This window comes from Pseudomonas sp. GD03862 (genome assembly GCF_029840855.1).
GTDB classification, from domain to species: domain Bacteria; phylum Pseudomonadota; class Gammaproteobacteria; order Pseudomonadales; family Pseudomonadaceae; genus Aquipseudomonas; species Aquipseudomonas alloputida.
The window spans coordinates 1-12,173 of record NZ_JAOCDI010000037.1; the positions used below are offsets into that span (position 1 = coordinate 1).

At 63.9% G+C, this 12,173-nt stretch carries 8 protein-coding genes; 5 read left to right on the top strand and 3 right to left on the bottom strand.

Annotation, left to right across the window (positions count from 1 at the left end; all coding sequences use genetic code 11):
- Positions 1-331 precede the first annotated feature (331 nt).
- Positions 332-1,705: a DNA recombination protein RmuC gene (rmuC, locus tag N5D53_RS20870; protein WP_162497237.1), complete on the top strand. Its 1,374-nt coding sequence runs from the start codon at positions 332-334 to the stop codon at positions 1,703-1,705.
- Here the strand turns inward: rmuC and N5D53_RS20875 are convergent.
- Both N5D53_RS20875 and N5D53_RS20880 read right to left on the bottom strand, forming a co-directional pair.
- Positions 1,677-5,156 (bottom strand): PAS domain-containing hybrid sensor histidine kinase/response regulator, encoded by a 3,480-nt coding sequence (locus N5D53_RS20875; RefSeq protein WP_129933919.1) that lies wholly within the window; start codon positions 5,154-5,156, stop codon positions 1,677-1,679. The genes rmuC and N5D53_RS20875 overlap by 29 nt on opposite strands.
- Before the next feature lie 126 nt (positions 5,157-5,282).
- On the bottom strand, positions 5,283-6,461 hold the full coding sequence (locus N5D53_RS20880) for an MFS transporter (RefSeq protein ID WP_279840731.1): 1,179 nt from the start codon (positions 6,459-6,461) through the stop codon (positions 5,283-5,285).
- Between the two features lie 181 nt (positions 6,462-6,642).
- On the opposite strand from N5D53_RS20880, the gene N5D53_RS20885 reads away from it, so the two are divergent.
- The 4 genes from N5D53_RS20885 (at position 6,643) to N5D53_RS20900 (ending at position 11,636) form a co-directional block, all read left to right on the top strand.
- Positions 6,643-7,374, top strand: coding sequence for a GntR family transcriptional regulator (locus N5D53_RS20885; protein WP_020189988.1), 732 nt, complete (start codon positions 6,643-6,645; stop codon positions 7,372-7,374).
- Positions 7,375-7,468: 94 nt separating this feature from the next.
- Positions 7,469-8,743 carry an MFS transporter gene (locus N5D53_RS20890; RefSeq protein WP_014754228.1) on the top strand — a complete coding sequence of 425 codons (1,275 nt, stop codon included), beginning with the start codon at positions 7,469-7,471 and terminating at the stop codon, positions 8,741-8,743.
- Between the two features lie 24 nt (positions 8,744-8,767).
- The gene (locus tag N5D53_RS20895; protein ID WP_279840732.1) at positions 8,768-9,601 is read left to right on the top strand and encodes an amidohydrolase family protein; all 834 of its coding nucleotides are present in this window, start codon (positions 8,768-8,770) and stop codon (positions 9,599-9,601) included.
- A 157-nt stretch (positions 9,602-9,758) separates the two neighbouring features.
- Entirely contained in the window at positions 9,759-11,636 is a 1,878-nt protein-coding gene (locus N5D53_RS20900; protein ID WP_049587237.1) for an MFS transporter, read from the top strand.
- A 3-nt stretch (positions 11,637-11,639) separates the two neighbouring features.
- Here the strand turns inward: N5D53_RS20900 and sugE are convergent, their stop codons facing one another.
- Positions 11,640-11,957 carry a quaternary ammonium compound efflux SMR transporter SugE gene (sugE, locus tag N5D53_RS20905; RefSeq protein WP_010952753.1) on the bottom strand — a complete coding sequence of 106 codons (318 nt, stop codon included), beginning with the start codon at positions 11,955-11,957 and terminating at the stop codon, positions 11,640-11,642.
- Positions 11,958-12,173: the final 216 nt, after the last annotated feature.

Consider the following 12,173-nt stretch of genomic DNA (forward strand, 5'->3'; position numbering starts at 1 on the left):
ACCCGCGAATACGGTGGCGGCTGCGACGGTGAACGGCGGGTGGAAATTGGCCAGCAGGGCCGGCCTCTTCGCGGGTGAACCCGCTCCTACGGGCGACCGTGCGGGCTTTTCTTTCAGGCTTGCGCAGCGGGCTTGCCCGCAAAGAGGCGGATGCAGGCAACACACCCATCAGGCTGATAAGCTGCACTCAATTTGCATCAGAGCGTTCGGGGTAAGCATGACAGTGGATCTGGCCAGCATTCTGCTGGGCTTGGTGGCAGGCGCAATACCCTGCCTGGTGTGGGTCATGCAGGTGCAGCGCCGCCAAGGCGCCCGGCAAGCTGAGCAGGCCTTGCTCGAAGAACGCCTCAATGCAGCCCAGCTGGCCCAGGCCGGCCTGCAGGCGCAACTGGACGCCAGTCGCGACGAGGTCAGCGACCTCAGTGAGGCCAACGCCGTCAAGCAGGCCCAGTTGGCCGCCCAAAGCCGTGAGCTGGAGCTGCTGCAGATCGATCGCGACAACGCCCGTGACGCCGCCCACGCCTGGAGCCTTGAGCGCGCCAACCGCGAAGCCGAACTGCGTCGCCTGGAGGCGCAAACCGCGCGCCTGGACGCAGAGCTGCGTGAACAGCAGGAAAGCCACCAGCAACGCCTGGAAGACCTGCAGGAGGCCCGTGACACCTTGCGCGCCCAGTTCGCCGACATGGCCACCAAGATCTTCGACGAACGCGAGCAGCGCTTCGCCCAGACCAGCCAGCAGCACCTTGGCCAGTTGCTCGACCCGCTCAAGGAGCGCATCCAGGCCTTCGAAAAACGCGTGGAGGAAAGCTACCAGCAAGAGGCCCGCGAGCGCTTCTCGCTGGGCAAGGAGCTGGAGCGCCTGCAACAGCTCAACCTGCGCCTGTCCGACGAAGCCACCAACCTTACCCAGGCCTTGAAGGGCCAGAAGACCCAAGGCAACTGGGGTGAGCTTATCCTCGAACGTGTGCTGGAACATGCCGGCCTGGAAAAGGGCCGCGAATACCAGACCCAGGTCAGCCTGAAAAGCGCCGATGGCGAGCGTTTCCAGCCGGATGTGCTGATCATGCTGCCCGGCGACAAGCAGGTGGTGGTGGACGCCAAGGTCAGCCTCACGGCGTACCAGCAGTTCGTTGCCGGCAACGACGAAGCTGCGCTCAAGCAGCATGTGCAGTCGCTGCGCAGCCACGTCAAAGGCCTGTCGAGCAAGGACTACAGCCGCCTCGAAGGCCTGCACAGCCTGGATTTCGTGTTGTTGTTCGTGCCCATCGAGGCGGCCTTTTCGGCGGCCCTGCAGGCCGAGCCGAACCTGTTCCAGGAGGCCTTCGACCGGCAGATCGTGATTGTCAGCCCTACCACGTTGCTGGCCACCTTGCGGGTTATCGACAGCCTGTGGAAGCAGGAGCGTCAAGGGCAGAACGCCCGCGAAATTGCCGAGCGTGCCGGCTGGCTCTACGACAAGTTCGTGCTGTTCATCCAGGACCTGGACGAACTGGGCAGCCGCTTGCAGCAGGTGGACAAGGCTTATGCGGCAGCGCGCAACAAGCTGTGCGAAGGGCGTGGCAACCTGGTCAGCCGCAGCGAGCAGCTTAAGCTGCTGGGCGCCCGTGCCAGCAAGAGCTTGCCGGCAGACCTGCTGGAGCGGGCGCTGTCCGATGAGGCGCTGCCCGAGGTAGCGGTTACTGAGCCAGGCTCAGATGGCGATTGAGCAGGGCGCGCAAGGCCGCAGGCTTGACCGGTTTGGCCAGGTAGTCCAGCCCTGATGCATGTACCAGAGCGATGGTTTCCTTGCTGCCGTCGGCGCTGATCACTACACCGGGTACCGGCTCACCCAGCCGTGCTCGAAGCCAGCCCATCAGCCCGGTGCCGGTCTCGCCGTCGTCCAGGTGGTAGTCCACCAATGCCAGGTGCGGGCGCATGCCTTTGGCCAGCAGGGCTTCGCACTCGGCCTGGTTGCGCGCGGTCCATACCTGGCAACCCCAGCGGCTCAGCAGGCTGTTCATGCCGATCAGGATGCTGTCTTCGTTGTCCACGCAAAGCACTTGCAGCCCCGCCAGTGGCTGGCCGCCCTGTTGTTCCACGGGCGTGCTTGGCGCCGCGGCGGCCTGGCGTGCAATCGGTACGCTGACGCGGAACACCGTGCCCTTGCCTGGCCATGAGCGCACCTCCAGCGGATGCCCCAGCACCCGGCACAGACCGTCTGCGATGGCCAGGCCCAGGCCTAGCCCCTTCTCGGCGCGGGTCTGGTGGCTGTCCAGGCGCTTGAACTCCTGAAAGATCACTTGCAGCTTGTCGTCAGCAATGCCCGGGCCACGGTCCCAGACCTCCAGCCACAGGCGCTCGCCCTGTCGGCGCGCGCCCAGCAGGATCGGGCTCTTGCCGTAGCGCAGGGCATTGGTGAGGAAGTTCTGCAGCACCCGGCGTAGCAGTTTCATGTCGCTGTCCACCCGCAGGCGGCTGCCGCGCAGGCGGAACTCCAGGCCTTTCTCGGCCGCCAGCAGCTTGAACTCGGCGCCCAGGGTGTCGAACAGCTCATTGAGGGCGAAGGGTTTGGCATCCGGGGTGATCTTGCCGTTTTCCAGGCGCGAGATGTCCAGCAGGTCGCTGATCAGCTCTTCAGCCGAGCGCAGCGAGCTGTCCATGTGCTGTACCAACTGCCGGGCCTCTTCGTTCATGCCCTCGGCCTGTTGCGACAAGGCGGCAGAGAAAAGCCGTGCGGCGTTCAACGGTTGCATCAGGTCATGGCTGACGGCGGCCAGGAAGCGGGTCTTGGACTTGCTCACCGCTTCGGCCTGGCTCTTGGCTTCGGACAGCGCCTGGTTCAACTGCGACAGTTCGTGGGTGCGCTCCGCCACGCGTTGCTCAAGGCGTTCGTTGGCATCGCGCAGGGCCTGCTCGGCCTCGCGGAACGGGGTGATGTCGGTGAAGCTCATGACAAAGCCGCCGCCCGGCATCGGGTTGCCGATCAGCTCGATCACCCGGCCATTGGGGAACAGCCGCTCGGAGGAGTGCGCGCGGCCCTGGCGCATCCAGTGCAGCCGCCGCGCCACATGCACCTGTGCCTCGCCGGGGCCGCACAGGCCGCGCTCGGCGTTGTAGCGGATGATGTCGGCAATCGGCCGCCCTACGCTGATCAGCCCGTCCGGGTAGTTGAACAGTTCAAGGTAGCGGCGGTTCCAGGCCACCAGGTGCAGGTTCTGGTCGACCACGCTGATGCCTTGGTTGATGTTCTCGATGGCGCCTTGCAGCAGGGCGCGGTTGAACTGCAGCACCTCACTGGCTTCGTCAGCGATGCGCACCACGTCTTCCAGTTGCATGTCACGGCCTTCGATGGCCGCCTTGACCACCGCGCGGGTCGACGAGGTACCGAGCACCCCGGCCAGCAGGCGCTCAGTGTGCTCGATCCAGTCGCCATCGGCGTTCTGGTTAGGGTTGAAGCCTTTGCCCTGGCGGTAGGCAAAGCGGATGAAGCTCTGCCGTGCGCGCTCTTCCCCGACAAAGCGCGAGGCCAGGGTCAGCAGGTCGTCGATCTGCACCGCCAGCAGCGGCTTGCTGCTGGGCCGCGCGCTGGTCTGCTGGCCAATGAACCGGCCGGCCTGCCAGTGCTCGGAAACCCGCGTGCGCGACAGCACCGAAACCCAGGCGAACAGGGTAAAATTGCCCGCCAGTGACAGCACCACACCTTGGGTCAGTGGACTGATCGGCAGGTTCAGCGGGTTGCCGTGCAGCCACGCCAGGCCAGGGAACAACTGCAACGACCAGCCCAGGCTGTGCGCGGCAATCGGCAGCACCAAGGTGTAGAACCACAGGAAAATGCCAGCGGCCAGGCCGGCGAACACACCGCGACGGTTGGCCTGCTTCCAGTACAGCGCGCCAAGCATGGCTGGGGTGAGCTGGGTCACAGCGGCAAAGGCAATCTGGCCGATGGTCGCCAGGCTGGCGGTGGAACCCAGCAGGCGGTAGCTGACATAGGCCAGCAGCAGGATCACCACGATGGTTACCCGGCGTACCGAAAGCATCCAGTGGCGGAACGCTTCGAAAGGCCGCTCGGCGTTGTTGCGGCGCAGCAGCCAGGGCAGCAGCATGTCGTTGGACACCATGGTCGACAACGCCACGGCCTCGACGATCACCATGCCGGTGGCCGCCGAGGCACCGCCGATGAACGCCAGCAGGGCAAGGCTCGGGTGCGCCTCGGCCAGGGGCAGGCTGATGACGAACGAGTCGGAGATCACCGTGCCGGGCAGCAGCATCTGCCCGGCCAGGGCAATCGGCACCACGAACAGCGCGGCCAGTGCCAGGTACATCGGGAATACCCAGCGCGCCAGGCGCAAGTCCTGCGGTTCGATGTTCTCCACCACGGTAACGTGGAACTGCCGGGGCAGGCAGATGATTGCCATCATCGCCACGGCGGTTTGCACCACCATGGAAGGCCAATTGATGGTTTCTTTCCAATAGTCCTGCAAGTGGATCGACTGGCGGGCCTGGCTGAACAGGTCGTCGAAACCGTCATACAGGTTGAAAACGATGAAGATGCCCACGGCAAGGAACGCCAGCAACTTGATCAGCGATTCGAAGGCAATTGCCAGGACCATGCCGCGGTGGTGCTCGGTCACATCCAGGCTGCGGGTACCGAAGACGATGGCGAACAGCGCCAGTACCAGCGATATCACCAGCGCGGTGTCCTGCACGCGGGTGCCGGTGGCGTCGGCGTTGGCGCCGATCAGCAGGTTCACGCCCAGTACGATGCCCTTGAGCTGCAAGGCGATGTACGGCAGCACGCCGACCAGGCAGATAAGTGCCACCACCACTGCCAGGGTCTGCGACTTGCCGTAGCGCGCGGCAATGAAGTCGGCGATCGAGGTGATGTTCTGCTGCTTGCTGATCAGCACCATCTTCTGCAGCACCCAAGGGGCGAAGATCAGCAGCAGTACCGGGCCCAGGTAGATGGGCAGGAACGCCCAAAGCTGTTCGGCGGCCTGGCCGACCGCGCCGAAGAAGGTCCAGCTGGTGCAGTACACGGCCAGCGACAGGCTGTACACCCAGGCACGCAGCTTTGGCGGCAATGGCGTGCTGCGGCGGTCGCCATAGAAGGCGATGGCGAACATGATGGCCATATAGGCCAGGGCGACCACGGCGATCAGCCCGCTGGACAACGACATGAAGACTCCGAAGCAAAAAGGTAACGCGGTCCCGATCAATCAGTCTGGCACGCAAGTGCCGCTTCGTCAGCGCAGACGATGGTTGTAGGAGCGGGTTCACCCGCGAATGGGCCGGAACAGGCAACATCAACCCCTGCGGGTACCCAACCAATAGAACACCCCTGCCAGTATCACCGACAACACCAGCAGGTAGAAGACTGCCCCTGGCCACAGGTGTACCAGTGCAAACCCCACCATCACCGGCCCCAGCGCCGCCCCCAGGTTGGACAGGTTCTGCGCGCCGTAATACACCCCGCGCAAGTGCTCCGGTGCGATCAGGTCGATAAACATGTACTCGGCCGGGATCACGATGATTTCGCCCAGCGTGAACACCAGCATCGCCAGGCACCAGGCCAGTACCGAGCCTGCCAGCGCAAAACCCAGCAAGCCGACGATGAACAGGCCCATGCCGGCCAACAGCCACGGCATCAGGCGCTGGCGGCTGATACGCCGGCCAATCAGGTACTGCAAGGCAATGACCGTCACGGCGTTGGTGGTGACCAGATAGCCGATCAGTCGTGCCGCTTCGGCCGGGTTGCTGGTGACCACCAGGTACTGGGACAGGTAGGCGGTGAACTGGCCGAACACCACCGCGCTCAGCACCCCACCCACGGTAAAGCACACCAGCCGACGATCCCGCGCCAGCCCCAGCGCCACTTGGCCGAAGCCGGCCGCAGGCTTGTCCGGCGCGCTGGCCTGCAGGCTGCGATCACCCAGGCGCCAATAAGCCAGGCACATGGCCAGGCCAAGCAGGGCAGAGGCGAGGAACGGCACATGGTCGTTCAGTTCAAGCATGGCCACGCCCAGCAACGGGCCGGCGGCGTAGCCGACGTTGCTGAGGGTGTACTTGATGGCGAACACCTCGGCCCGCTCATCCACCGGCAGTAACGCGCAGAAGCCTGCCTTGGCGGCGATATCGACCACTGCCAGGGCCAGGTTGATCAACACCAGACAGAAGAAGAACGGCAGTGCCGAACGGCTGGCGACCGCGCCGACGAAGGCCAGGGCGAACAGCAGGGTACTGGCGCTGACCAGCGTGTGGTTGCTCAAGGTGTCGACCAGATGGCCACCGTACAGACTCAATAGCGAGGCAACGATCAGCGCGCCACCGATCAGCAGGCCGATCTGGCTGATCGGCAGCTGGAAATTGTCGGCCAGGTAAACCACCAGGTAGGGCAGGGTGAGGGCACGGGCGACGGTAAGCGTGAAGGTGGTGGTGAGCAGCAGGCGAACGGTGTGCGGGTAGCGTTTTATGGCGGCGAGCATTGCCACGTCCTTGTTGTGCGGGTTTGCCGAGCACAAGCATAAGCCACATGCGGTCCTCCCGACACAAGGACGTTTCGCCTACCAAAGGGCGACAGGCGGAGGATTGACAGCCCGTCAGGCTCAGGGAATACTCTCGAAAAATTCATATATATGTTTATATAACAAGACGAGAGCGAGACCCATGCACCCATTGACCGGTGATGCTCGACTGCCCCGCTACCAACAACTGCGCGATCACATGGTCGCGCAAATTGCCAACAACCGCTGGCGCCCGGGGGAAGCGATCCCGACCGAGGCAGCCTTGGCCACCGAGTTCGACCTGTCGATCGGTACCGTGCGCAAGGCCGTCGATGTCCTGGTGGCCGAAGGCGTGCTGGAGCGCCAGCAGGGCCGCGGCACCTTCATTCGCCGCCCACAGTTCCAGTCGTCGCTGTTCCGCTTCTTCCGTTTCGAGGCCGCCAATGGCGAGCGCATAGTGCCGGAAAGCCGCATTCTCTCCATCGAGTCGCTGCCGGCGCCTTCCGCGGTGGCCGAGGCATTGGGCCTGGCAGGGGAGGCAGAAGTGATCCGCATCATTCGCACACGTCTGCTCGGCGCCCAGCCGGTGCTGGCCGAAGAAATCTGGCTGCCGCGCCAAACCTTCCAGCCGCTGCTGGACGTGGATCTGAACAGCGAGGGCCCGCTGCTGTACCCGATCTACGAAGCGCTGTGCGGTCAGGTGGTCGCCTACGCCGAAGAAACCCTGACCGCCGAAGCGGTCGACGCGGTGCATGGCCGCTTGCTGCAACTGCCGGCCGACAGCCCGGTGGTCGTGATCGAGCGCCTGGCCCGCGATTACGCCGGCAAACCTCTGGAATGGCGCCGCTCGCGCGGCCATGCGCAGCACTTCCGCTACCGCATCGACATTCGCTAAACCGGTCGCTTCACCCTTTTACCTGTCTGCGCCGTGCTGCCACGGCGCAGTGGCTTCGCCTGCCCGTCACACCACGACTAGAAGGATAACAATCATGTTCAGCTGGTATCGCGAGATCACCTCACGGGAACGCAAGACATTCTGGGCCTGTTTCGGCGGCTGGTCGCTCGATGCGCTGGAAGTGCAGATGTTCGGCCTGGCCATCCCCGCGTTGATTGCCGCGTTCTCCCTGACCAAGGGCGATGCCGGCCTGATCAGTGGCCTGACCCTGGTGACCTCGGCAATCGGCGGCTGGCTGGGTGGCACACTGTCCGACCGCTATGGTCGCGTGCGTACCCTGCAATGGATGATTCTCTGGTTCTCGTTCTTCACCTTCCTTTCGGCGTTCGTCACCGGCTTCTACCCGTTGCTGTTCGTCAAGGCCATGCAAGGCTTTGGCATTGGTGGCGAATGGGCAGCCGGCGCTGTGCTGATGGCCGAAACCATCAACCCCAGGTATCGCGGCAAGGTCATGGGCACGGTGCAGAGTGCCTGGGCTGTGGGGTGGGGGCTGGCGGTGGCACTGTTTACGCTGATCTACTCGCTGGTGCCGCAGGAGTTTGCCTGGCGGGTGATGTTCTTCGTCGGTCTGCTGCCATCGCTGCTGATCATCTGGGTACGCCGCAACGTGCCCGAGCCGGACAGCTTCCAGCGCCTGCAGAAAGAAAAGGCCATCCCTTCCAGCTTCTTGCAGTCGATGGCTGGCATCTTCCGCCCTGAACTGCTGCGTGTGACCCTGCTGGGTGGCTTGCTCGGCCTGGGTGCCCACGGTGGCTACCACGCGGTGATGACCTGGTTGCCGACCTTCCTCAAGACAGAGCGCAACCTTTCGGTGCTGAACTCGGGCGGTTACCTGGCGGTGATCATCCTGGCCTTCTGGTGCGGCTGCGTGGTCAGCGGCCTGCTGATCGACCGTATTGGCAGGCGCAAGAACATCCTGCTGTTCGCCCTGTGCTGTGTACTGACCGTGCAGGCCTACGTGTTCTTCCCGCTGACCAATACGCAGATGCTGTTCCTCGGCTTCCCGCTGGGCTTTTTCGCCGCCGGCATCCCGGCCAGCCTGGGTGCGTTTTTCAATGAGCTGTACCCGGCTGACGTGCGCGGCGCCGGGGTGGGCTTTTGCTACAACTTCGGTCGCGTGCTGTCGGCCGTGTTCCCGTTCCTGGTCGGGCACATGAGCGAGTCGATGTCGCTGGGCAGTGCCATCGGCATCGATGCCGGCATCGCCTATGGCGTTGCGGTGATCGCAGCCCTGTGCCTGCCCGAAACCCGTGGCCGCAACCTTGAATCTGCACCTGCGCCGGAAACGGCCGGTGCCGTCGCCAAGTAACCTGAACCTGTTTGTATGAGAACCATGCCCGACGCACCCGCTTTGCACCTGACTGCCATCGACAGCCACGCCCACGTGTTCAGCCGTGGGCTGAACCTGGCCACCCAGCGGCGTTATGCGCCCAGCTACGATGCGCCGCTGGGCGACTACCTGGGCCAACTGCGGGCCCATGGTTTCAGCCATGGCGTACTGGTCCAGCCCAGCTTCCTGGGTACCGACAACCGCTACCTGCTCAGCGCCTTGCAGACCGTGCCAGGGCAACTGCGCGGGGTGGTGATGCTGGAGCGGGATGTCGAGCGGGCGACCTTGACGGAAATGGCCCGGTTGGGAGTCAGGGGGGTACGCCTCAACCTCATGGGGCAAGACATGCCTGACCTGACCGGCGCGCAGTGGCGGCCCCTGCTGGAGCGCATCGGCGAGCAGGGTTGGCACGTGGAACTGCACCGTCAGGTGGCGGACATTCCAGTGCTGGTGCGGGCATTGCAGCCCTATGGGCTGGACATCGTGATTGACCATTTCGGCCGCCCGGATGCCCGCCGTGGCCTGGGCCAGCCGGGGTTTGCCGAACTGCTGACCCTGAGCGGTCGGGGCAATGTGTGGGTGAAGGTGTCCGGCATCTACAGGCTGCAGGGCTCGCCGGAGGAGAACCTGCCATTCGCCCGTCAGGCGCTGTGCGCGCTGGAAGCCCATTACGGCGCAGAGCGGTTGATGTGGGGCAGTGACTGGCCGCATACCCAGCATGAGTCGGAGGTCAGTTTCGGCACCGCTGTCGAACAGTTCGAGGCCTTGGGTTGTTCGGCGCAGTTGCGCCAGGCACTGTTGCTGGATACCGCGCGGGCGTTGTTTGGCTTCGAGTGACCTAGCGCCAGTGCTGCAACTGCCAGCAGGTCCTTGAACGCAAGCTTGTGTGGTCATGCCTGAGCCGGTGCTTGCCAGCCAGCGCATTTCCCATGCAGATTTGTGGCCCGGCGCGCTTGGCGAGCCTCCAATTGAAAAGCCCTCAGGACCAAGGACGATGAGTCACTCTTCGCAATTCACCTTGCTCGGCAAGCGGCGTTTCCTGCCGTTTTTCATCACTCAGTCGCTGGGTGCCTTCAACGACAACCTGTTCAAGCAGTCGCTGATCCTGGCGATTTTGTTCAAGCTCAGCCTGGGCGATGGTGACCGATCGATCTGGGTCAACTTGTGTGCCTTGCTGTTCATCCTGCCGTTTTTCCTGTTTTCGGCGCTGGGTGGGCAGTTTGGCGAGAAGTTCGCCAAGGATGCGCTGATCCGGGCAATCAAACTGGCCGAAATCGTGATCATGGCGATTGGTGCGCTGGGCTTTGTCACCAACCATCTGGCGCTGATGCTGGTGGCGCTGTTCGGTATGGGGACCCACTCGGCGCTGTTCGGCCCGGTGAAGTATTCGATCCTGCCGCAGGCCCTGCGCGAGGAAGAGCTGGTGGGCGGTAACGGGCTGGTGGAAACCGGCACCTTCCTCGCCATCCTCGCCGGCACCATCGGCGCGGGCATGATGATGTCGGCCGACAGCTACGCAACGGTGGTAGCCGGGGGCGTGGTCGGCACGGCGGTACTCGGCTACCTCGCCAGCCGCTGGATCCCTCGGGCGGCTGCCGCCTCGCCGCAAATGCCGCTGGACTGGAACATCTTCAAGCAGTCGTGGGTGATCTTGCGCATGGGCCTGGGCCAGCCGCCGGCGGTGTCGCGTTCGATCGTCGGCAACTCGTGGTTCTGGTTTGTCGGCGCCATCTACCTCACGCAGATCCCGGCCTATGCCAAGGATTGGCTGCACGGTGATGGCACGGTAGTGACCCTGGTGCTGACCCTGTTCTCGGTGGGCATTGCCCTGGGCTCGCTGCTGTGCGAGCGGCTCAGTGGACGCAAGGTGGAAATCGGCCTGGTGCCGTTCGGCTCGTTCGGCCTGACCCTGTTCGGCCTGCTGTGGTGGTGGCACTCCGGTGATGTACCGGCTGCAGCAGCGCCGCACGACTGGCTGGCACTGCTGGGCATGAGCCAGGCCTGGTGGATCTTGCTGTCAATCATTGGCCTGGGTGTGTTCGGCGGCTTCTACATCGTGCCGTTGTATGCGTTGATCCAGGCCCGCACGGCCGAGGACGAGCGCGCCAGGGTGATCGCGGCCAACAACATCCTCAATGCCTTGTTCATGGTGGTGTCGGCGGTGCTCACCATCATCCTGCTAGGCGTGGCCAAGCTGAGCATCCCGCAGCTTTTCCTGGTGGTGTCGCTGCTCAATATCGCGGTCAACACCTATATCTTCAGGATCGTGCCTGAGTTCACCATGCGTTTCCTGATCTGGCTGCTCAGCCATTCGATGTACCGCGTGCAGCACCGAGACCTTGAGCGCATCCCCGACGAAGGTGCAGCGTTGCTGGTGTGCAACCACGTATCGTTCGTCGATGCGTTGCTGCTGGGCGGGGCCATACGCCGGCCGATCCGCTTTGTCATGTACTACAAGATCTACAACCTGCCGGTGCTCAACTTCGTGTTTCGCACTGCCGGTGCCATCCCGATTGCCGGGCGTAACGAAGACCAGGCGACGTACGAGCGGGCCTTCGCGCGCATTGCCGAATACCTGGCGGATGGTGAACTGGTGTGCATCTTCCCGGAAGGCAAGCTGACGGGCGATGGCGAAATCGATGTCTTCAAGGGTGGGGTCAGCCGCATCCTCGAAGAAACGCCGGTACCGGTGATTCCGCTGGCCTTGCAGGGGTTGTGGGGTAGCTTCTTCAGCCGCGACCCGGCCAAGGGCTTCTTCAAGCGCCTGTGGTCGCGGGTGACCATCGTGGCAGGCGCCGCCATCCCGGTGGAGGCGGCGCAGCCCGAGGTGTTGCGCGAACAGGTCAGCCGCCTGCGCGGCCCTCTGCGATAGGGGTTAGCTGGCGCTGACTTTCAGGCCGACAAGGCCGCAGACGATCAGCGCCACACTGACCAGCCGCACCAGGGCCATGGACTCGCCGAACAGAATGATCCCGGCGATGACCGTACCGACTGCGCCTACGCCGGTCCAGATGGCATAGGCGGTGCCCAGCGGCAACTCCTTCATGGCCAGGCCCAGCAGGCCCAGGCTGATGACCATGGCGCCGACGGTAAGGACAGTGGGTAGTGGTCGAGTGAAACCGTCGGTGTATTTGAGGCCGACGGCCCAGCCAACCTCGAACAGGCCGGCGAAAAACAGGATGATCCAGGACATGAGTGTGTCTCCATCGTTTGAATGATGGGGCCGTCCCCGGAATGGTCACGCGGTGCGTCGTGAGGTCGTCCTCACAGTGGGTGCCATGGTGCCAATCTGCGGCCTTCCGGGCAAGTCCACGCCTGCTGGCCAATTTCCACCCGTCGTTCACCGTTGCCGCCGCTACCGTATTCGCGGGTAAACCCGCTCCTACAACTGATCGGGGGTGGACACACA

Excerpts from the sequence above, each read along its gene's own strand:
- N5D53_RS20900 (WP_049587237.1), top strand. The coding sequence starts at position 9,759 with ATGAGTCACTCTTCGCAATTCACCTTGCTCGGCAAGCGGCGTTTCCTG.
- N5D53_RS20895 (WP_279840732.1), top strand. The coding sequence starts at position 8,768 with ATGCCCGACGCACCCGCTTTGCACCTGACTGCCATCGACAGCCACGCC.
- sugE (WP_010952753.1), bottom strand. The coding sequence starts at position 11,957 with ATGTCCTGGATCATCCTGTTTTTCGCCGGCCTGTTCGAGGTTGGCTGG.
- N5D53_RS20885 (WP_020189988.1), top strand. The coding sequence starts at position 6,643 with ATGCACCCATTGACCGGTGATGCTCGACTGCCCCGCTACCAACAACTG.
- N5D53_RS20880 (WP_279840731.1), bottom strand. The coding sequence starts at position 6,461 with ATGCTCGCCGCCATAAAACGCTACCCGCACACCGTTCGCCTGCTGCTC.
- N5D53_RS20890 (WP_014754228.1), top strand. The coding sequence starts at position 7,469 with ATGTTCAGCTGGTATCGCGAGATCACCTCACGGGAACGCAAGACATTC.
- N5D53_RS20875 (WP_129933919.1), bottom strand. The coding sequence starts at position 5,156 with ATGTCGTTGTCCAGCGGGCTGATCGCCGTGGTCGCCCTGGCCTATATG.